This window comes from Paenisporosarcina sp. FSL H8-0542 (assembly GCF_038632915.1).
Taxonomy (GTDB): Bacteria; Bacillota; Bacilli; order Bacillales_A; family Planococcaceae; genus Paenisporosarcina.
In genome coordinates, this window is sequence record NZ_CP152050.1 from 688703 (window position 1) to 711406 (window position 22704).

A 22704-nucleotide genomic window follows, 5' to 3' on the forward strand; every position below is an offset into this window, starting at 1 on the left:
GTCGCCTGCAAAGCGACATTTTAGGAGGCGGATGTTTTTGCTCAATCAGCACATTTTGAATGACATAGAAGTTTACATACAGAATCACTTACATAACGAGATAATGACCATGACATTAGAGTCTCAAGTGGATTTGGAGTACTGCCGACAATCGGAAAATATCACGATTGATTTGGAGGACTATATAAAAAATCGTCGCAAGCCTACATTGAATCAAGTGTTATTTCGCTTCATTGATCATGCCGGAGTGAGTGATGTCGATATTTACAAAAAAGCGGGAATCGATCGCAAACTGTTTTCGAAGATTCGCTCCAATCCTGACTATCGTCCAAGTAAAAATACAACCATTTCGCTTGCTTTGGCATTGCAGCTCGATAGCGATGACACTGAAGAGCTTTTGAGTGCTGCAGGATACTCATTATCAGATAGCAATGTCTTTGATCTAGTCATCCAGTACTGTCTGGAAAATAACATTCACGACATGTATTCGGTCAATGTAGCGTTAGATCATTTCAATCAGAAAACGTTATAGGGGATTGATACTGCTTAAGAAGCAAGACAGAAAATAGAGGTGTTTCATTAAAGATGATAAGAGAAAAGAAAGTGCGTGGAAAAACAAGGAAGTTCCGTAATTTTAGAAACAATATTGAGGAATGGTCACAAACGCTACCAGTCCCACCAGACTTAAGCCCTTCGTATCTTGGATGTAGATCCTATAGTTTTGATGATATATACGAAGATTTTGGGGATTACAGTAAGTTTTCTAAATCCCAAAAAAGAGAGTTCTTACAAATGATTATTAACTTTGTTAAAGCATTGCATGATTTGAAAACAGAAAAAGAAAAGGAATATAGAATCATCTGTTTTCTACCGATACCAGATTTATATCGAGTCTTGGTTATGGTCGGTTACACTCAAGCAGGATTAGAAAGTTTTTATGCAGGATTAAATCATAACGGCGAATTCAATAAAGAATTCTCACCCTCTACTAATGTCCAGTATCTTCAAAATGAATGGGGTCTGCATATACCTGATGGATTAGAAGTTAAAGGATTCGAGGGAAATGATGAATCTTTTGAAAGGGACTCCATTTGGTTTATTGGAAACGTAAACTGATGAAATATCAAAGACCAATGAACGTATTTGGCAGTATCAACATCTGCTGAAATTGCAGAACAGAAATCAGAATCTTTAACTACACATCATAAAAATCGGAGGTGTCCATATGTATGATCCAACCGTTTTCGAGAACTTAAAAGTCGCATTTGAAAATCAGGTGTACGACCTGGATACGATCGACCGAAAAATTGACATTACAAACCGGGTCGATCAAATGGATTTCTCCGTTATGGGCAGATATTTTGCTATCCAATTTACAATGGCAGGTCAACCAGAAGTGACAGCGGAAATTGTTTTGGAAGCTTCTTTGGAAGAGTTAGCTGCGGAGATTTTGGAGAAGCCTGATACAAGCCCAGGGTGTTCCCTCGTATTAAGATTTCATAAACGTGTTCAACAAGTATCCGAGCAGTGCATGAAGATCGAGCAAGCTTTGCATGGTATATGGGAACCGGACCAGAAGGTAAAACAAACATTGAGTTTTGAGTATGGACAGGAAGAGTCAAGTTACTTGAACAAAATTGAAGTGGCATTTAATCATAAAATCAATGAAGAGCACATGGGGGAGCTGGAGGATTTTCTTGAACATGTGTTGGAAACGTTGGTCGTGTTGACGGATATTTAGCATGTACTGCACATTATAGATATTCAAAGTATTCACGAGCTCACTTCCTTGTTTTAAAGTACGGATAACCTAATTTTGTACAACCTGGAAAGCAATTCTGTCTACCTGGAAAGCAAAACTGTCTACCTGGTTTCGAAATTGATTGCGTGCCATCATAAATCACACCGTATTTACTGTGGTTTTGAAATTAACCACAAAAAAGCAGTTAGGAGATACTTTCCTAACTGCTTTTCCTTATGCTTCTCCGTTTTTAGCTTTCATCCAAACCCATCTTGAATTGAATGTTGTACGTAGACTCAAATCTTCTATAAATCCTGCGCCTGTGTAGCATTTTTTTGCACGGCTATTTTCAGGCTCGATTCTTAAAAAAACCCATGGGTAATCATAGGCTAGACATTCCTTCTGAAGCATTCGCACAAGTTGTTTTCCGATTCCTTTGTTGCGATAGGAAGGGTGGACAATCAAGTGAGCCAGTTCCAAGTCCTGCTCTTCAACGTCTACCCAAATTTCTCCATAAGCTACAGCATGGTTTTCCTTCATAAAAATGTAGCCAAATTGGTCAGGAGCTTCATGCCAGCTACGATACATATCCGCAGAATAGACGTCTTCACCTGTTGCATAAAAACAATCTGTATCATTTTGTAACCAATCAGCGATTGTAGGTTCATCCGATAATTTAGCATTTCTTATTTCCATTATAACTAGCTCCTTACCAACAGGTACTTGATGCATTAAATTATATACGAAAACTAGATGGAGCCATCTATTTAGCTGCTGTTGGGAATAATGAATTTCTTTTCTGAAATCTAGAGCATATAATTATTTTGATAAACAATACAAGATTCAGTAACTTCATAGAGATGTATCTTAAGAAAAGAGGACAAACCCATGTCGCCAAAACCTGATGATTCAGGAGTCAACAACAATCAATCTGATTGGATAAAGAGTTATGTAGATTCTCCGGAAAAACAACAACAGCTATATCGAAGGACTTTATGGATTGTAGTCATTTCGCAAATATTCGGAGGGGCAGGTCTAGCTGCAGGAATAACAGTAGGAGCACTCCTTGCACAGGATATGCTAGGAACAGATAGTTTTGCAGGAGTTCCTGTCGCATTGTTTACACTAGGTTCTGCTGGGGCTGCACTGGTGGTAGGGAGACTTTCTCAACGCTACGGGCGCAGTTTTGGACTCGCGACTGGATTCCTTGCAGGTGGTATTGGGGCAATTGGTGTGGTGATTGCAGCATTAACTAATAACATCTATCTGCTTTTTGCTTCCTTGCTGATCTACGGTTTCGGCACTGCTACAAATCTACAGGCACGTTATGCGGGTACTGACCTGGCAACTTCCAAACAGAGGGGAACTGCAATCAGCATTGCCATGGTTTCCACAACACTCGGTGCAGTTGCGGGTCCGAACTTGGTCGGTGTCATGGGCAAGTTTGCTACGTCACTTGGTGTCCCTGCACTGTCGGGTCCGTTCATTTTAGCAGCCGCAACTTATATTGTTGCAGGTCTGGTACTTTTAGTTTACCTTCGTCCTGATCCGCTCGTCGTAGCAAATGCTATTGCAGATGCGCAGATAAAGAACGAGAGTAATCTAGTTGATACGACTTCCCACACATTAACAAACAACAATCGAGGAATCGTTCTTGGAGCAACAGTCATGGTCATAACCCAAATGGTTATGGTTTCCATTATGACCATGACTACCGTACATATGAGGCATCATGGACATGGATTGGATGAAGTCGGAATGGTCATAGGCCTTCATGTTGCGGCCATGTATCTGCCTTCCTTGGTGACCGGAGTTCTCGTTGACAAGTTTGGAAGAATGGTCATGACCATCGCTGCTGGTGCCACATTACTGGCTGCAGCAATTGTAGCGGCTGTTGCACCCGCCGATTCCATGCTAGTACTTATCATTGCACTAGTTCTCCTAGGTCTTGGTTGGAACTTTGGATTGATTTGTGGCACAGCGTTAATCGTGGATTCAACTCACCCAACCGCACGCGCAAAGACTCAAGGGAAAGTGGATGTTTTGGTAGCATTAGCAGGGGCAACCGGAGGAGGCTTTTCCGGAATGTTTGTGGCTCTAACTAGTTACTCCACTCTGTCACTTGTTGGAGGCTTCCTCTCATTACTGCTCATTCCAGTTGTGATCTGGTCACGTAAACACACAAAATAAGAAAAAGGGAGTTCAATTCGCAAATGAATTGAACTCCCTTTGTTTATTGAAAATCAACCAATTTTTCTGTAAAATTATGTTAAAATAAATAAAGTGAAAATTTGATCTTTTGGGAGTGGGGAGATATGCCAATGGAACAGGAAACAATGGGTATGTTAGTCGCTGGGTTTTCAATCGTAATGGGTATTGCGTTTATTGTGGTATTGAGATTGTTATTCTCAAAAGAACGAAAACCATTCAGAGCGGCGTATGCATTGGTACTTGGTTTTTTTATATTTTTTAGTTCGGCCGTAAGCCAAGCATTAAAGGCGATTACTTTTGATATAAATCATCCAATGGCATCCGAAGAAATCTCTCTGCTTCTAGGAATTGCGGGAGTTTTATGGGCAGTAAGTATGTTGTTTTTATTGTTGGGGTTAATCAAGCTTTCATCTGTCAAAAAAACAACAGTGGTAATCAATAATTAAATTATGGATCGCCTTTTAAATCTAAAAGGTTTTGAAAAAGGAGAACTACATGGAAATTAAGTTTAATGATTTTTTTAAAGAAGAATTAACAATCAATGAGATACAGGTCGCTTTAGAAAACGGTGAAATAACCTCAAAAGAGATGGTTATGTATTAACTTCAAAGAATAGCCAAGTATGACCAGGACGGTCCAAAAATAAATTCTGTCCTTGAAATAAATCCGGATGCAATATTTATTGCAGAAGCAATGGACTATGAAAGAAAAACAAAAGGAACGAGGGGGCCTTTACATGGTATCCCAGTTTTTCTTAAAGACAATATTGAAACAAGTGATTCCATGCATACCAGTGCAGGAACACTTTCACTAGAAAATAATATTGCAATGGAAGACGCGTTCCTTGTTCAAAAACTCCGTGAAGCAGGTGCAGTCATCCTAGGTAAGGCAAATATGACAGAACTGGCTAATGGAATGTCGAATGAAATGTGGGCAGGCTATAGCTCCAGAGGCGGACAAGTATTAAATCCATATGGAGATGAGAACCTTTTTGTCGGTGGATCAAGTTCAGGATCAGCCGTTGCCGTTGCTGCAAATTTCACCGTATTGTCTGTAGGCACTGAAACAGATGGTTCCATTCTGAGTCCTGCAATTCAAAACTCTGTTGTTGGAATTAAACCAACAGTAGGTTTAATCAGTCGCACAGGGATTATTCCATTTACATATTCACAGGATACAGCCGGACCTTTTGCAAGAACGGTTACTGACGCTGCTATCTTATTAGGTTCCTTAACAGGTTTCGATAAAGGCGATCCAGCTACATATAAAAGTGAAGGTATTTCACTCCAGGATTATACGATCTATTTGGATTCCAATGGATTAAGAGGTGCCAGAATCGGCGTATTCAATAATGCTTCTGACGATTACCTTCAATCAGGAGAATATGATAAAACTCTGTTTATCAATGTACTTCAAACCTTACGTGGCGAAGGCGCAGAAGTCATCGAGGATATCGAAATTCCTTCCTACCATCGGGAATGGAGTTGGGAAGTATCTATCTATGAACTAAAACATAGTTTAGGAAATTATTTATCTCAGTTACCATCCTATGTTCCAGTTCATTCTTTCACAGAACTAATTCAATTCAATAAACAGCATGAACAGAGGGCATTAAAATATGGTCAGGGTAAGTTGGAATATCGAGAGACCTTGCCCAACACGTTAAGAAATCCTGAATATTTGAATGCGAAATTGGAAGATCTGTATTTTTCGCAGGACATGGGTATTGATTTTACTTTGAAAAAATATAATCTTGATGCGATCATTTTCCCTTCTTATATTGGTTCCACAATATGTGCAAAAGCTGGGTATCCGTCTATTGCTATTCCTGCTGGATACATGGAAAGTGGTAAGCCATTTGGTATTACTTTTGCTGGTGCTGCTTTTAGTGAAGGGATACTAATCAAACTCGCTTATGCTTTTGAACAAGCTACTAAACATCGGAAACCACCGAAGTTAATTTGAAATTAAATATGGAGGTGTTACATTGAATAGTCCTATTCTAAATCAAATCGGAACGGTCTTTATTCCAGTAAGTAACATAGAACAAGCTCGAGATTGGTATTGTGACATATTAGGTGTACCAGCAGATGGAGAAATTCAGTTCGGTCATATTTATGTAATACCTATGAATGGTACGGGGATTGTATTAGATAGCAAAATTTTCTCTGAAGAAAATATTTTTAAAAACCCTGTATTTCATCTCAATACAGAAAATATAGAAGAAGCTTTTCAATACATGAAGAAAAATCAAGTTGAGTTAACAAGTGATATCGAACATAATCACTATTTCAATTTTAAAGATCCTGATGGAAATCATTTAATGATTTGTAAGTGTTAGAGAATCATTTTACGATAATGAGTCCTAATAAATTGAAGGGAGTAATAAATAATGAGTTTTCAAATCACAAGAGAATTAAATAATGACGACAAAAATCACATTAATAATGAGCTATATAAATATAACTTGGCTCATTTTCCAGAGGATTTAAGAGGGCGGTACGAACAAATCAATTTATTTCTTAAGGATGAAAATGGTCTTGTTCGTGGTGGTTTATTAGGTGAAGTGTGCTGGAATTGGTTAGAAATCCACACTTTAATAGTTGATGAAGAAACTCGGAAATTCGGGTATGGCTCCAAGCTATTGATGGAAGTCGAGCAAATCGCATTAGAGAAAAAATGCGATTTCATCAAGGTAGATACATTAAGTTTTCAGGCGTTAGATTTCTATAAAAAAAACGGTTATCAAGTATTCGGAAGTATTGATAATGTGGGCAGAGAATTCACTCATTATTATTTAAAAAAGGATTTGAATATTTAATAATAGGCGATATGAAAAGTTACAAAAAGTAAAATATTTCGAAGTCATCGGAGGTACATAATGGAGTTTTATCAATTTAATAAAGAAAGTGGTAAGCAGATTTCAAAATTCAACTCAGATTTTATTATGTCTCGTATTATTCAAACTGATAAGACAACTAACATTGGTTGTATGCATTTAGACAAGAATGGTATTGTAGGCTATCACCAAGCGGTAGTTCCTCAACTCTTGTTAATCTTATCCGGAGAAGGTACTGTTCGTAACGATAAAGAAGAATACTTTAAAGTCCAATCTGGAGATGCTGTATTTTGGGAGAAAGATGAGTGGCACGAAACGAAATCAAATGATGGATTAACTGCTATTGTAATTGAAAGTACAGAATTAAATCCTTCTTTATATATGCCATTAAAGAAATAGTTATAGTTTTGCTAACGGGTGTTTTACATCAAAATCGTTGAACGATAATGGAGGTAGACATAAATGAGAATTCAAAAAGCAACATTAAACGAGCTTGAGTCGCTAACAGAACTATTTGATTTATACAGATTGTTCTATGAACAAACGTCTAATCTGGAAGGTGCAAGAAAGTTTTTGAGAGAAAGGTTGATTAACGAAGAGTCAGTAGTTTTTATAGCATTTGATGAGAATAATCCTGTTGGTTTTGTTCAGCTATATCCAACATTTTCATCAGTTAGTATGCAGCGGTCATGGGTGTTAAATGATTTATATGTGAAAGAAAATGCTCGTAAAAAGGGATTTGCTGAGAATTTAATAAAGAAGGCCATACATTTTGCAGAGGAAACAGGTGCAAAAGGAGTTTCGCTTGAGACAGGTAAGGAAAACATAACAGCACAAAGTCTTTACGAAAAAATTGGTTTTATAAAAGAGTCAAATTGTTTTTATTATTTTTCAGTTTAATAGTAATCAAACCAACGAGTGCGGCAAATTAAATTATTTGAAAATAGTTTGGAAGGCAAAACAATTTGGATTGAGAAAATATCTAAAAGAAGGATAGTTCAAGAAAGGATTGTTAATTTATGATGAAAAATGAAGAAAACTTGAAGATAGAAAAGGTCATAGAGTGCGAAATTGATAACGAAATAACTGAGAAGATTCAAGAGTTATTGACTGAGAGTTTTGAGGGTATTTATCCAAACAATAGAATTTATTTTAAACAAGTGCCTCATTTTAGATTCTTAGCCTTTAACGAGGATAAACACCTACTTGCACAGGTTGGGTTAGATTACCGAGTTATGAACCTTAATGGAAAACTTATAAAAGTGCTTGGGATAATTGATTTATGTGTTTCACAGGAATCCCGTGCAAAAGGAATAGCTTCACTTTTACTATTAGAAATCGATAAGTACTGTGTAGGGAAGGAGATTGATTTTATAATTTTATTTGCCGACAATCAAACATTGTATTTAAAGAACGGCTACAAATCTGTTAAGAACAAATGTAAATGGTTGAAAATCGATGATAGAAATCAAACTATGCTGGGAATAGGCTATGAAGAAATTAGTGAATTGATGATTAAGAAAATTGGTATGAATGAATGGACTGAAGGCGATATAGATTTTCTAGGTTATCTCTATTAAGATGGGGAATTAAATTAAGAATTTAATTGAGTCCTGGTGGGTGATGAAGTATCATTTTTCGTCAACTACGGCGCAATGCTTTCCGTCATGTCCTCCACAACCGTTTTAAAGAAATATATCCATACCATATAAAAGAGAACTAATGTCTATAACTTTAAAAATCTCCTGGAAGTTTTATATCCTCGAATGTCCCTCCTTTATCTCCTCTTTTTACTTTCTATCTATAAAAATCCTTTTATTTACATAGCTTTTACTTCTGCTTCATAATACGCATACAATTCTCCCGTAAACTGATGATGGAATATATTTACTTGGGAGGAATTTTGCTAGATGAACAAGAAATTTTTGGTGCCAATTGCGTTGATGAGTAGTTTAACATTTTCCACGGTAATTCCTTCACCAACCGAGTTATTGCAGAAAAGCCAAACACATGTCGAGGCAGCAGCATTCTCTCCAATCCTCATTACGGAACTGTTGCCTAACAGCAATAATGTAGCTGATACGTCAACGGATGCGTTTGAGTTTATCGAACTATATAACAATAGCACCCAATCAATTGATTTAAAGAATTACAAGTTAGTCTACGGATATCCAGATGGGAAAATGGTAGATTGGACATTTAATGAAGACAAAGCGATTGCCCCAGGCGAGACACTCGTCGTGTGGGTCAAAAATAAAGCAAATACGAATCTGACTCTTGCAGATTTCAATACTGAATTCAATACGCAGTTATCGGAAAGTCAGTTTACCTACATCGAGTCGGATGGAATGGCAAACTCTGATGAGCGAACGATATCGGTTGCGGATACGTCCAATAATATTTTCACTTCAGCAAAATATGTGAAAGCTGATGTCGGCCTGAATAAAGGCATTCAATACAAAGCCGGGGAAGACGGAAAAACGATGGACATTCTTACGTCTTCAGAAGCACCGACACCAGGTAGATTGATCACGGGACAAGCCCCTGCAGACCCAATAGTCGAGGATAAAGCAGCACCTGTCATTGCACATCAAGCGATCGACAAAGTGGCGGTTGGTGAACCAGTTAACATCAAAGCAGTGGTTACGGATGAAACAAAACTCGAAAACGTAAAACTATTTTACAAACTGACGGATAATGGCAGTTGGCTTCATAAGGATATGGTCGGTTCATCTGAAGAAAATACGTTTGAAACCCAAATCGACCAATCGGAAATATTGACGAACAAAGTAACCTACCGCATTGAAGCATTTGATGGGCAAAATACATCCAGGACAGAAGATTATCAAGTGTTGATTGAAGGTATGGACGTTAACCCACAAAATGTTCCTGCACTTCTTGTGACAGAGCTCGTTCCAGACTCGACGAATGTCGGATCACTGGATGGCTATGAGTTTATCGAAGTGTATAACAATTCGGCAGAAGCCATTAACTTGAAAGATTACAAGATTCGCTATCGTTATCCAGCGGAAGGTCCGGAAGCGGACTTAATATGGAAAGCGGATAAAGAGGATATTATCCTGCCTAGTGGCAAAACCATCGTCTACTGGATTAAAAATGCGAGCAATCAAGAAAAGACTGTGGCAGATTTCAACCAAATTTACAATGTGAACTTGATTGAAAATGTAGACATCGCGGAAATCCAATCTGGAGGAATGGCCAACTCGAGTCATCGCGGTTTAGCCATCGCAACAAATACAGGCATTGATATTTCATCTGCCTATTATTACGACCAGCCGGATGTAGATGACGTGGCTGCGAACAAAGGCATTTTATACACGTATCCTTCAGATGGCAAATCCACTGTCATGAAAAAATACAGCCACAGCTTGGAAAATGCGACACCAGGGAGCCTATCACCAATCCAGATACCAAAAGCCAGGGTTACTTTTACTGAGGACAAAACAGCGCCTTCAATCAGCGATTTGACTGAAGCTATCCCGACGTCGGGACACGAAAATCTTGAACTTTCATTCGATGTAACGGATGAGTCCATGGTCAAAACGGTGCGTCTTTTCTATAGAACAAATGAAACCGACGAATATCGTATGGTCGATTTAACCAAAACCTACGATTCTACTGTTTATTCTCATACGGTTGCTTCACCAGAGTTACTTGGGAAGGAGAACTTAAGTTATTACGTTCAGGTATCAGATGGCACAAATGAGGTGGCTTCGGATGTTAAGAAAATCGAAATATTAAACGACGATTCGATTGTAACAGGATTGAACGTGGAAGATGGCTCTTATTTAAGTAAAACGGTTTTGCTGAAAACGTATGGCAAGGATTCAAAACTATTAATTAATCAAAAGGATGTCACGGGCGAAACCAAACCTGCGCTACCAACACAGGCTTACTTCGCCTTTGATGCGAAAAATGTCAATCTATACTTTAAAAACGGGGTCACGATTGGTGATGAAACGCTCCACATTTTCGATGACACAATTAACACTTATACAACCTTGACCATACCGGTGGATCCTGATCACTTTACGCAAGGACTCGATACCAAAATATCGATACGTGCAGGTACAAAAGTGTCTCCTTTCGATACAAATTCAGAAGAAAATCGCGATGACTTCTATGTCAAAAATGTACGATTAGTTTTAGCGGATGGTACCACTCTTTACGATCCTCAATACAAAGATATCGAAAAAGAGCTATCGGTCGGAGACGGTGCGAGTGCCAAGCCGGTAATCGATTTCAGCTTCCATCTGCCGGATGAGAAATTTAGTGCAAAGGCCTACGCTTGGGACACAACTGGAGAAACTGAAGGAACGCATACGGTCGAAGCGCAGGATGCAGAAAATACAAAAGCTGAAGTTATTATCGATAACAGTGCACCAATCATTACCCCTTCGATAGAAGAAGGAAAGGAATACAAAGGTGCCTTTACGATTCAGGCGGAGGTTGAGGATAAGTACTCTGCAGTTGAAAGCGTGACTGCGTTGCTGGATGGGGAAGAAATCACAATGCCTTTTGAGACGTCATCCGCAAAATTGTCACAAGGCGAACATACAGTTTCATTCACGGCAAAAGATGTTGCCATGAATGAAGTACAAAAAGATATTCACTTTACCGTATTGGAAGAAAAACCATACATGCCGGAAATCATTTCTCCGATAGACGGTACGGAAAACGTCAACCCGAACGAGACGAAACTGCAAGTGAAAGTGACGGACCCTACAAAGGATGAGCTGAATGTTTCATTCTATAAGGGACACAAGTTTGAAGCGGATGCAGAGGAAATCAAAGTATTTGAAAACAGTGCAGACCGGGAACCGCCTAAAGAGCTGATTCCAGCAGGTGAATCCGTTGTCACGGCAAAAGATAAAATGGCCAAAGTGGACGGAGAGTACATTGAAACTACTTCACTGGATAAATTCCCGTATCACCGATTTGAAGTTACTGTAGGGGAAGAGCTTGATAAAAATGACGAAATCGTCCTGAACTGGGAAGGGAAATCACTGATCGGCCGTAAAGTATCAATGTACGTTTGGAATCATGTAAATGCTTTATGGGAACTGCAGGAATGGAAAGTTGCAAAAGACGACAAGAACTTCACTTTACATGGATCCGTCAACGTGAAAGAGTTTGTCAAGGACGGAAAAGTACAAGTGATGGTACAGGATGAAATTGCGTCCACAACGGATTTCGATTATTCGTTCATCTGGATGTCGGATACACAATATTATTCCGAAAGTTACCCACATATCTTCGAAAGAATGACGAAATGGATGGCTGAAGCGAAACAAAACCTGAACTTAAAATACGTTTTCCATACAGGCGATTTGGTCGATGAAGCTGACCAGCCAATTCAGTGGGAGCGTGCGGATACATTCATGGGCACGCTTGACAATGCAGACATTCCTTACGGTGTATTGGCAGGAAATCATGATGTCGGTCACAAAACAGGGGACTATAATGAATACAGTAAATACTTCGGGGAACAAAGATTTATGGACAAGGATTATTATGGGGAATCCTATAAAGACAATCGTGGCCATTACGATCTGATCAGTTCTAATGGCAATGATTTCATCATGATGTACATGGGCTGGGGAGTGAATGAAGAGGACATTGCATGGATGAATGAAGTCCTAGCCAAGTATCCTGAAAAGAAAGCCATTCTTTCCTTCCATGAATATTTATTGGTATCCGGCAACAGAAGCCCAATCGGTGAAAAAATATTCAACGATGTCGTCAAGACGAACGAAAACGTAATTGCGGTATTGTCAGGCCATTACCATGACGCTGAAACACTGGTTGACGAACTCGATGATGATAAGGACGGTACAGCCGATCGGAAAGTGTATCAAATGTTAGCCGATTATCAGGGAGGACCTGAAGGCGGACAAGGCTTCCTGCGTCTTATGAAAGTAAATCCGGTTGAAAACACCATCCAGATGCAGACATACTCGCCTTATTTGGATCAGTATAACTACTACAATCCAGTAGATTATCCTGGAAAAGATGAATTCACGATTGAAACGGACTTGACGCCGAAAGAAAAAGTTGTTGCTACAGATATGTTCAAGGCAGAAGTATTCACGACTGAACGAATTGGTGAAGTTAAAAACATCACGGATGGTTCGATTGCGGAAGTAAATTGGAATAATCTCGAACGTTCGACTAAACATGGCTGGTATGTTCAAGTGAAGGATTCATTTGGCGGAGAAATGCGCTCTGATGTTTCCGTGTTCACAACAGGTAACCAAGAAAGTAACAACGGTGGAAACGAAATTCCACCTGCGCCTATACCACCAGTTACAGGTGAACAAATCTTTAACGTAAACGAAGGTCAACTAACAAAAACGAATGATTCTTGGACTTTTGACCAAATGCCAACTTCCGATAGCGCGAAATGGGTCATTCCAAAACAAGTAATATCCAATGCAATCATTGCGGACAAACCCCTACGTTTCTTGACGAAGAACGGTCATGAAGTTGTGTTGCCAGTTAAAGCTGCGAAACAATTGCAGCAGAATCAAGACAGCATCTCGATTATTTCAACTGTTAAGGCTGAAAAAGAAGCCGGTCTTCCAACTGGCAAGCGTTACACTGATATTGTGGACATCGCTTTAATGGCAGGAGATAAAGAGATTGACTCACTTGAGTATCCAGTCGAACTGAAACTGAAGTTAGCTCAAATTATTAATAAACATCGAACGACAGCAGTCTATTACGACAATGGAGCGAACGCGTGGGTTTATGCTGGCGGAAAAGAGAAGAATGGCTATTGGACCGTTTCAACCAAGAATCCATCCATGTTCACGGTCATGTCTGCAAATGTCGCATTCAAAGATACTGCCAAGCACTGGGCTAATAAAGAAATTGACTCCATAGCTTCACGCTTTATAACAGAAGGAAAAACAGCTGAATTATTTGCACCGGAACAAAAATTGACACGTGCTGAATTCGCTGTCCTTCTTGTAAGAGCACTGCAAGTGCCTTTGGAAGACTATAAGGGAACATTCAAAGATGTCCCAGCTTCAAAAAAATGGGCAGCCCAACAAATTGAAGCGGCTCATCGCATGGGTATCGTAAACGGTAAGGACGACGGCTCATTCGATCCAGACGCAGATATCACACGTGAGCAAATGGCGGCCATGATGATGCGTGCTATTGACTATTCAAATCCAGAACTGACGACGAATTTGCCTCAAAAAGACAAATTCAAGGATGACTCGAAAATCAGTATGTATGCGAAAGAGGCAGTAAGCAATGCAAGTAAACTGGGTTTAATCAATGGTCGATCAAACGGAGCGTTCGATCCTAAAAAGCAAACGACAAGAGCGGAAACAGCTGTAGTTTTATATCGCATGCTCGACAAACTTGAATCTGTTGAAAAATAATAAATAAAAATCAAAAGGCTTCCGCACCACTTTGGCTCATGTATCGTCAGCAAGTAAAAGGGCACGGTTGGGATTCCATTCGTCCTCTTTTTCGCAGAGAAGAGGTTCTTTGCACCTTTCGCTGGTGGGCTAGGAGCAAACAGGCCAAGTCGGTAGCGATTTCGTCGCCATTATCAAGAAATAAAAAGCGTCAATAAAATTGCAAAAAGGAAAGACACCGCCAATTTGGCGGTGTCTTTCCTTTTTGCATGGATTCTAATTTCTTAGACTAATACTGGTTTGACGTAGAAACAGCTTTCACTTTTCATTTTGCATATTTTTTTTAATCGAGTAGCCTCCGAGACAATATCTTCAACACAGGTAAATTCTTCATGCTCGTTTGTAACGACGGCAATCGATATAGAAACTAACGGAATCTTTTCCATTTGATACTCACGATTTGTGGTATAGATAAAATTTTCTTTTAGATGCTCATTGGTATAAAACTTTTTGATTTGCTCATCAAATGCATTGATTACTCTGTCACAGTAATCTTCATAGTAGTAATGGTTAAAGAGAACAATAAAATCGTCGCCTCCGATATGACCTAAAAAACTTTCTTCATTATCAAGTGAGTTAGTTAATAGATCTGCAGTTATCTGAAGAATTTCGTCTCCTTTTTTAAAGCCATAATAATCGTTATAAGCTTTGAAACGGTCTAAATCTATATATAAGAGACTAAACTCTTTTTTATGCTCCAAAACTTTGTTTAGATTTTGATTAATAATAATGTTTCCTGGCAGCCTAGTCAGGGGATTTAAATAACTAGCAAACTCAACTTGTATGTCAGAAACTTTCATTAAAAGGCTTTTAATACTCACTACACCGACGATTATATCGTCTAATTGTATAATTACGTCATCATATATTTCTTCTTCGGATCTATCCATCGCTAACTTACTGACATCAACAATGGAAGTGAAAAAGTTCACAATCAATGGATTATTATTGGCTAATATTTCAATAGGCTTCTTAATGTAAAGGTTATAACCATATTGTGTACCCATTTTTTGATAAAAATTAGTTCTAGTAATTAAGGCTGTAGCTGAATTTTGCTCAGTGATAACAATGCCTTGCAGACTTAAATCGTTATGAAAAATTTGGTCCACCTGGTGACAAGGCGTTCCAAAAGGTACCTTAGGTATTTCTTTAGCAATATCTCCGATATAAGCAATCATATAAACCCCCATGATTAGTAATTTTGTCGTAATTTCTTATTCACTTGAACATTGTGGTAAGAGTTGTACTTAAACTAAAGAAGATAATTAATACTTTTAAGTTCAATTGGTAAAAACGTGAAACATATTATCTATACTATAATAGTTCTTTTAGTTTATATAAAGGAATATATTAGGTTAATTTTTGTATAAAAACAACCCTTCACAAAATCTAATTAAAAATGATGTGAGGGGTGTTTATGTTGAATTCAAAAAAGGAAATACATGCGCATGTTTCTTCTAATCTGTACTTATTTAGAATTTCATTTAGCTCGATATAAATTTGCAGGTGTGACAATCGGTGATTGAGTTAAGGGTACTATTCCATTTTTTAATAGAGGATTCGGTTTTCCTAATGCATAACCTTGTCCAAAATGAACGCCAAGTTTTTGAATAAACTCCAATTCTGACAATGTTTCAATGCCTTCTGCAATAACGTCGGTTTTGGATTGCAGTGCAAACTCGACCAGAAGTTCGACTAACTGTTGTTGAGCTGGTTGAATGTTAATATTACGGATCAGCGATTTATCAATCTTGATGAATTCAGGTTTTAAATATGCAAGCGTTTTGAGACTATTATAACCGGTTCCAGCATCATCCACGGCAACTCTAAATCCCTGTAGACGATAATTCTCTATTATTTTTTCAAATCGATTATAATCAATCACAGCTTCTTTTTCCGTCATTTCTAATACAACTTGGCTAGGAGAAAGATTAAATTTATCTAATAGCTCCAACGTTTTTCCACTTCGATACGCCGAATCTGTTAGTACTTGTGGTTGAATATTAAGAAAAACCAACCGATTTTTATACTCTTGCGAATGCTCTAACTGCTCCGAATATCTCTCAAGTGATAGATTGCGCAAAAAGGCTTCGACCATAAAGACGTTATCACTTTGACCCACATAATCATAAAATTTTTCTGTTGATGGAAACAAGGATGTGATCTCAGGACGATTCAGTATTTCATATCCAATGGTTTCATTTTCCACAAGAGATAAAATCGGCTGAAATACAGTTGTTATCTTTTGCTTACTAATAAGTCCCTTAAACTCTTCACTTTTTTTAAATTCTTGAATAACAAAATTATGGTTACTATGTAAATATCGTAAATATTTAAACATCGTACTTATCTGGTTAATCTTCATTTAATCTCCCTTAACATTGCGTTCTATTTGTGTACTTTTATATAGTATAGCGATGCAATATTTCTTGAGTATTAAGGAATTGTAAAAAGTTTCTAGCTATTTAGGATTTATAGCACGTCTGTATAAGAGCGATGAATAAAATTAGTTTAAAAAGGAAAACAGGTAGTTTAAGAGAATTGATATAGTAAGACTTACATAATCGAGGTGAAAAGCGTGTCCAAAATAGCTCTCTTGACAGTTACTCACGATCCAAATGGAAGAAATATTAAGCAATTTAATGAGTTACAAAAAGAATTTGAAGGTATTTATTCTGAGCTTTTTATTACGATTAGTGATGAATCGTCGATTGAATTAATTAAAGAAATGGAAAGAAGCAAGTTTAATGTGAAAATTATACCCAAAGAAGGTGCAGCCAAGGCACGTAGAGAAGCATTAAAGTTTGGGCTATTGGGTCAAAGTGAATATTACCATTACTGTGACTTTGACCGAATATTAACTTGGGGAAAGAACCATTTAGATGAATTAAAAAACATAGTATTAGACATTCCAAATCACGATTATTTAATTTTAGGTCGTACTGAAAGAGCAATGAAAACACACCCTGTAGAATGGATTGAAACAGAGAAGATTACAAACAAAATCTGTTCTTTAGAGTTAGGGATAGAAGTTGATATAACTGCTGGTTCTTGTTCTTTTACCCAGGAAAGTGCTGAATATATTAACAGAAATTCGAAAGAAAAGATGACAGATGCAGAATGGGCAATGATCGCACTTCGAATCGCAAAATTAGATGTAGACTATCGTTCTGTGGAAGGCTTAGAATATCACGAAGAAACGAATGGAATCTCTAGGATTATTAGTGATACCGAAAAATGGTTAGACCGATTGCAACTTAGTTTAATTATCAGTGAAACTGCATTCAAAACAGGCAAATAATTCTTTGTTGAACCAACGAGGAAGGTTTGTGAAATATGGATTAACCTAAATTGAAAACTTGAATTAGGGGGGACTAGCATGGAAGATTACATACTTACTCTATTAAATGAAATTCCACCCGTTGAAAAAGGTAAAAGAGTCGTTCTTGGAATAGACGGTTTAAGCCGTTCTGGGAAAACAACCTTTGTAAAAAAAGTTCAACACTATCTTCAAGAAAAAAATATCCCAGTCTGCATTTTCCATATAGATGACTACATTGTGGAGAAAAAAAGGCGTTACGATACCGATTATGAAGAGTGGTATGAGTACTACCATTTACAATGGGATACCGAGTGGTTAAAAGAGAATTTGTTCAACAAACTAAAAACGTCTGAAGAACTAAACTTGCTAACCTATGATAATCAATCTGATACACACAATATACAAGTAGTTAGATTACCTGAAACTTGTCTAATTATCGTTGAAGGAGTATTTCTACAACGAAATGAGTGGCGAAGTTTCTACGATTATTTAGTTTATTTGGATTGTCCGAGAGAAATAAGATATAACCGTGAAAGTGATGTGACACAAAGTAATATCGAGAAATTTAGAAATAGATACTGGAAAGCAGAAGAGTATTATTTGGATACAGAATCTCCAAAGAAGCAAGCAGACCTAGTATTTCAAAATTAAATGGGAATCTAGTTTTTAAAGGGAATACACTTTTCACACTAAAGACCTTGAGGTAAATATTGAGCTCAAAAGAGAGCTCTTTTAATTTAATGGATGTAGAAATAGGGAGGATAATTTTGAGAGACAGAGCTTCGGTTATTCTTGTAGAAAATAATAAGGTTGGTCTGATTAAACGAATTAGGAACGGTTCAATTTACTATGTTTTTCCTGGAGGCGGAATTGAAGAAGGTGAACATCCTGAAACAGCTGCAAAAAGAGTGGCCTTTGAGGAGTTAGGTGTAATAGTAAACGTTAGTAAGTGCATTGCAAAGGTGGACTGTAACGGTACACAATACTTTTTCTTAGCTGAAATACTCGATGGGATTTTTGGTACTGGACAAGGAGAAGAATACACTGATAATAATCGAGATAGAGGTACATATTTGCCAGTATGGGTTGAAATAGAAAAATTATCATACATTGACGTTAAGCCTAAAGAAGTTGCTATCACAGTACAATCAATTTTCAACTAAACGACATTTTGGTAGGACATTCCTTTGGTGGCGTCAACATGAAAATAGTGCTCATTATATCCAAAACGATGAACCCCAGATTGTTGTCGAGGCAATAAAAAGACTAATAACTTATAGTTAATTTGCATTTAGTTCAAGATCATTGAAAGAGGGAGTGATATTATTGCAATATTTTATTGGGATTGTACCTTCAGATGAATACAAAATGAAACTAATAGATTTTCAGCATAAGTGGAAAAATAATCTGATTACAAATTTTGTGGAACCACATATAACTCTAAAAGCACAAGGTGGATTAACCCCAGATGAAGAGTGGCTAAGTAGAGTTAGAAAAGTATGTAATAACTTTCAACCCTTTCAAATTACACTTGATAAACCAATGTTCTTTGGTGAAGACATTCTTTATTTAAGTGCAAATTCCCATGAATTATATAAACTACATAAAACTATAGTTCGAGAAATTTCTCCTTCCAACGAATTAATTAAACAGTATTTTGAGCTGGACGATTTTGTACCACATATGACTTTGGGGAAAACAAATTATGGTTTAACAAAAATAGAACTTATAGATATGAAAGACTTAGCAGAACAAGAACTTAGTCCTTATCCAACTTTTGATGTTAAATTTGTAAGGGTTTATCAAGAGGTTGAAACAAATAAATATATAAAGTATATAGATATCCCATTAAATGGATTGAACTAAAATTCTGTTTTTGTGGTAAAATTTAGTAATTATTGATTAATTATGGGGGGACTTTAAATGCAGACTATTGTTATATCAATTGCCTTTTTTTTGGTTGGCGTAGTTATTTTTATGAACGTTATTGAAATAGCAGTAAGAAACGGAATAAACAGATCAGTAATTGGTCAATTTCTTGAAAAAGAGAATGGAATAAAAGAAAATGAAAAATCTTTTCTTGATAGTGATTTAGATAACGATAAATAAAACTCTTAACATTAACTGATTCTTACATCATAGATCTGGATTACATTAGGAGATGCATTCTATTTTGAATATATATGTTCTATTAATAATTTCATTCATTTTAGTATTATTGGTTGGAAATGCTTTTTATGTTGCTTTTAAGAGATACGAAGAGGATGACGATTTTACCGGAGGCATTAACACATTTTCATTTGTTGAAATGTTACTAGGAGGCCTACTGTTCATTTCAGAGAAATTTTTCCCTGAAAGATACCATATTGCTATTTTTAAATTTATCTCTTTTATATTTGGGGTAATCAACTTAGGCTTACTAATTTTATTGTGGCTATATTGTTCACCTTTTGAATAATTAATATGGAAAGTATTTCTAAGTCGAGCTAATCAGTGAGTATAGATAAATAAGATAAAAAATGATTTTTTTAAATAAGGAATAACAACACTCGGGGGTGTGTCAAAATGAACAAATTTGTTATTGGGTGGAGAATCTTATTTTTAGTAATTCTAACATCACTACTATTACTCGGAGGGATTAGTAGAAATATATTTTTCGCTGTGATACTAGGCATAATTATTTTTTCAATCATCCCTGAAGTTTATTCAAAAAAGTTAGTCGATAAGTAAATGTTAATTCTAAAAATAGTATTAGAGGGGATGTTAACAACACCGGGCTAATGAGCGGATCTGTACGAGCAAATTAAAAACAGGTATCGGAAGTATTATCCCAGATACCTGTTAGTGAAGTTAAAGCTCTTTATATTCAGTCATCGAGTCCATATGGCTCGCAATCATAGCAATCATTGTGCTGGCCTCTTCTTTAGAAAACGTAAAGATGCTTTCGTCTTTATGGAGCTCGTCATCCAGCCAATAACGGTTGACTCTTTTGAGGACGCCGTGACCCGTGTCCCCAACCAGTCCAAACTGATAGGTGATTTCTACTTCATCTTCTATATGAAATGCGGTGACTTCAGGAGATTCCCAATCAACGCCGACCTCTTCAGGATCATAATCATCATGTACAATTTCATCTACATAATACTCTTCACCGTCTTCATCTTCATCTGTTACATAAGTTTCTTCCAATACATAATCATCTTCATCATCTATTTCATCCACGTAAAACGCTTCACTATCTCCGTTCATAAAAGAATGGAAGCTTTCGTGGACGGCGTCAATAACATCTTCAATATCTGGCAAAATAATCCGAGCTTGCATTTCATATTCGAAATCAAATGTTTCAATGTAAAATTCTTCGTTATGTGGATCAAAGAGGAGGGTACAGAAAAACTCCCTGTCATCATCTTCAGTCTCGACGAAAAATTCAATTCTCGGATGTTTGGCACTTTGATCAATCGTCATTTGACCGACTTTATCGTATTCATCGCAAAGCGAATTCAGATGATCTTGCAGCTCTGCAGTTACTCGGTTAAACCATTCCATGGCCATGTTATACCCGCCCCTTAAAATATATTCTCCATTCAATTTTTTATCTTTTCCCATTTCATGAATTTGTTGCATGCCATTTATATCCTTTTTTCAATTAAATGATTTTTTAAGAATAAAGGTTGGAAAACAGGGGAATTTAGAATGATAGATATAGTAAGTTAATGAGCAATAATAGATAACAGAAGAGAAGACGTAAACTCAACTGAAAAAGGAGTGTTTCAATGAATTCCCTAGAGCAATCCATTAAAAAATATGCTATTCCTTTTGAAACACAAGATGATCTTACACCTATTATAGAAGCAATCGGCGAAGCGAAAATCGTTCTATTGGGAGAAGCAAGCCATGGTACTTCAGAGTTTTATTCGATTCGTGCTGAACTGTCAAAAAGGTTGATTGAGGAAAAAGGATTCACGGTTATTGCTGTTGAAGGTGATTGGCCATCTAGCCAACAAGTTAATCGTTATATTAAAGGGTATTTAGAAGAAAAAGAAGATGTAAAAGATGTGTTAAAGGCGTTCAACCGTTGGCCAACATGGATGTGGGCTAATGAGGAAATTGCTGACTTTATCACATGGCTCAAGAGACACAATACCAAAAGTGGAGGTGGCCAAAACGTAGGTTTTTACGGAATTGATGTCTACAGTTTGTGGGAATCATTGGACGAAGTAATCACTTATTTAAGCAAGACGGATCCGGAAAGTGAGGATCTGGAGCTGGCAAGGAAAGCGTTCGCGTGCTTTGAACCTTTTAATCGACATCCTGAAACGTATGCCATGTCTTCGGTAAATATATCGGAAGCATGTATCGATGAAGTGACTAAGCTACTAAAGTCTATACGCGTTCATGAAGATAACTATAATGATGTACAGGAAGCCGATTTGAACTTGAAAATCAATGCAATGGTTGCACAAAACGCTGAAGAATATTACCGGGCTATGGTTCGTAGTGATGACATCTCCTGGAATGTCCGTGATGAGCATATGGTTGAAGTGATAAACGAAGTCATGGATTATCATGGAAATAATGCAAAAATCATCATTTGGGAACACAACACTCATATCGGGGATGCTTCCGCAACGGATATGGAAGCGGCTGGCATGGTGAACGTGGGACAGATTCTCCGTCTACAGAACAGAAAAGAAAATGTCTTCGCTGTCGGGTTTGGCACATACAAGGGAACAGTGATCGCAGCTGACCAGTGGGCAAACCCATATGAAATGATGGTCGTGCCACCAGCTATGAAAAAATCATGGGAATACGCTATGCATGCAGCTGGTGAATTTAATAAGTTATTGATTTTTGATGATGACAATCGCCACCTGTTTGATGAATGGATTGGTCATCGGGCAATTGGCGTGGTTTATAATCCTGAGTTCGAAGCTTACGGGAATTATGTACCTTCAAAAATGGGAAGTCGCTACGACGCTTTCATTTATCTGGACGAAACCAAAGCCCTTACTCCAATTGAGCATGACAACCCATAATCACTCACTAATTGCACCGCATTTGCGGTGTTTTTTTGTTTTCGTTATTTAATTCAACAATGAAAGAATGGTAAAATGTAACAATAATTAATTATGTACGA

The 22704-nt window shown here is 37.3% G+C and carries 21 protein-coding genes and 1 pseudogene; 18 read left to right on the top strand and 4 right to left on the bottom strand.

Features of this window, described 5'->3' with window-relative positions; all coding sequences use genetic code 11:
- Positions 1-31 precede the first annotated feature (31 nt).
- The 3 genes from MHH33_RS03635 to MHH33_RS03645 all read left to right on the top strand — a co-directional run bounded on the left by MHH33_RS03635 (position 32) and on the right by MHH33_RS03645 (position 1741).
- On the top strand, positions 32-532 hold the full coding sequence (locus MHH33_RS03635; RefSeq protein ID WP_342542976.1) for a hypothetical protein: 501 nt from the start codon (positions 32-34) through the stop codon (positions 530-532).
- 53 nt (positions 533-585) lie between these two features.
- On the top strand, positions 586-1116 hold the full coding sequence (locus MHH33_RS03640) for a DUF3916 domain-containing protein (protein ID WP_342542977.1): 531 nt from the start codon (positions 586-588) through the stop codon (positions 1114-1116).
- A 109-nt stretch (positions 1117-1225) separates the two neighbouring features.
- Positions 1226-1741 carry a hypothetical protein gene (locus MHH33_RS03645; RefSeq protein WP_342542978.1) on the top strand — a complete coding sequence of 172 codons (516 nt, stop codon included), beginning with the start codon at positions 1226-1228 and terminating at the stop codon, positions 1739-1741.
- Between the two features lie 234 nt (positions 1742-1975).
- Here MHH33_RS03645 and MHH33_RS03650 read toward each other — a convergent pair whose 3' ends face one another.
- Positions 1976-2437 (bottom strand): GNAT family N-acetyltransferase, encoded by a 462-nt coding sequence (locus tag MHH33_RS03650; protein ID WP_342542979.1) that lies wholly within the window; start codon positions 2435-2437, stop codon positions 1976-1978.
- 192 nt (positions 2438-2629) lie between these two features.
- Between MHH33_RS03650 and MHH33_RS03655 the strand changes: the two genes are divergently transcribed.
- The 9 genes and pseudogenes from MHH33_RS03655 to MHH33_RS03695 all read left to right on the top strand — a co-directional run bounded on the left by MHH33_RS03655 (position 2630) and on the right by MHH33_RS03695 (position 14206).
- Entirely contained in the window at positions 2630-3931 is a 1302-nt protein-coding gene (locus tag MHH33_RS03655) for an MFS transporter (protein ID WP_342542980.1), read from the top strand.
- Between the two features lie 131 nt (positions 3932-4062).
- On the top strand, positions 4063-4398 hold the full coding sequence (locus tag MHH33_RS03660; RefSeq protein WP_342542981.1) for a hypothetical protein: 336 nt from the start codon (positions 4063-4065) through the stop codon (positions 4396-4398).
- A gap of 49 nt (positions 4399-4447) precedes the next feature.
- Positions 4448-5917, top strand: a pseudogene (locus MHH33_RS03665) (amidase family protein).
- A gap of 22 nt (positions 5918-5939) precedes the next feature.
- On the top strand, positions 5940-6293 hold the full coding sequence (locus MHH33_RS03670; RefSeq protein WP_342542982.1) for a VOC family protein: 354 nt from the start codon (positions 5940-5942) through the stop codon (positions 6291-6293).
- 51 nt (positions 6294-6344) lie between these two features.
- Entirely contained in the window at positions 6345-6773 is a 429-nt protein-coding gene (locus MHH33_RS03675; RefSeq protein ID WP_342542983.1) for a GNAT family N-acetyltransferase, read from the top strand.
- Positions 6774-6833: 60 nt separating this feature from the next.
- Positions 6834-7190, top strand: coding sequence for a cupin domain-containing protein (locus MHH33_RS03680; RefSeq protein WP_342542984.1), 357 nt, complete (start codon positions 6834-6836; stop codon positions 7188-7190).
- Positions 7191-7253: 63 nt separating this feature from the next.
- Entirely contained in the window at positions 7254-7691 is a 438-nt protein-coding gene (locus MHH33_RS03685) for a GNAT family N-acetyltransferase (RefSeq protein ID WP_342542985.1), read from the top strand.
- A gap of 119 nt (positions 7692-7810) precedes the next feature.
- A complete protein-coding gene (locus tag MHH33_RS03690) occupies positions 7811-8371 on the top strand; it encodes a GNAT family N-acetyltransferase (RefSeq protein WP_342542986.1) in 561 nt (186 codons plus the stop codon).
- Between the two features lie 330 nt (positions 8372-8701).
- A complete protein-coding gene (locus MHH33_RS03695) occupies positions 8702-14206 on the top strand; it encodes an S-layer homology domain-containing protein (RefSeq protein WP_342542987.1) in 5505 nt (1834 codons plus the stop codon).
- 263 nt (positions 14207-14469) lie between these two features.
- On the opposite strand, the gene MHH33_RS03700 is transcribed toward MHH33_RS03695, so the two are convergent.
- A complete protein-coding gene (locus MHH33_RS03700) occupies positions 14470-15423 on the bottom strand; it encodes a GGDEF domain-containing protein (RefSeq protein ID WP_342542988.1) in 954 nt (317 codons plus the stop codon).
- Positions 15424-15725: 302 nt separating this feature from the next.
- Positions 15726-16586: an EAL domain-containing protein gene (locus MHH33_RS03705; protein WP_342542989.1), complete on the bottom strand. Its 861-nt coding sequence runs from the start codon at positions 16584-16586 to the stop codon at positions 15726-15728.
- A 237-nt stretch (positions 16587-16823) separates the two neighbouring features.
- Between MHH33_RS03705 and MHH33_RS03710 the strand changes: the two genes are divergently transcribed.
- From MHH33_RS03710 to MHH33_RS03730, 5 genes are all read left to right on the top strand, one after another.
- Positions 16824-17546: a hypothetical protein gene (locus tag MHH33_RS03710; RefSeq protein ID WP_342542990.1), complete on the top strand. Its 723-nt coding sequence runs from the start codon at positions 16824-16826 to the stop codon at positions 17544-17546.
- Positions 17547-17624: 78 nt separating this feature from the next.
- Positions 17625-18218, top strand: coding sequence for a kinase (locus MHH33_RS03715; protein ID WP_342542991.1), 594 nt, complete (start codon positions 17625-17627; stop codon positions 18216-18218).
- 89 nt (positions 18219-18307) lie between these two features.
- A complete protein-coding gene (locus tag MHH33_RS03720) occupies positions 18308-18730 on the top strand; it encodes an NUDIX domain-containing protein (RefSeq protein ID WP_342542992.1) in 423 nt (140 codons plus the stop codon).
- A 163-nt stretch (positions 18731-18893) separates the two neighbouring features.
- Entirely contained in the window at positions 18894-19433 is a 540-nt protein-coding gene (locus MHH33_RS03725) for a 2'-5' RNA ligase family protein (protein WP_016429333.1), read from the top strand.
- Positions 19434-19490: 57 nt separating this feature from the next.
- Positions 19491-19676: a hypothetical protein gene (locus MHH33_RS03730; RefSeq protein ID WP_342542993.1), complete on the top strand. Its 186-nt coding sequence runs from the start codon at positions 19491-19493 to the stop codon at positions 19674-19676.
- Positions 19677-20417: 741 nt separating this feature from the next.
- Here MHH33_RS03730 and MHH33_RS03735 read toward each other — a convergent pair.
- Entirely contained in the window at positions 20418-21119 is a 702-nt protein-coding gene (locus MHH33_RS03735; protein ID WP_342543729.1) for a hypothetical protein, read from the bottom strand.
- A 221-nt stretch (positions 21120-21340) separates the two neighbouring features.
- On the opposite strand from MHH33_RS03735, the gene MHH33_RS03740 reads away from it, so the two are divergent.
- Entirely contained in the window at positions 21341-22603 is a 1263-nt protein-coding gene (locus MHH33_RS03740; RefSeq protein ID WP_342542994.1) for an erythromycin esterase family protein, read from the top strand.
- The last annotated feature ends 101 nt before the right edge of the window (positions 22604-22704 follow it).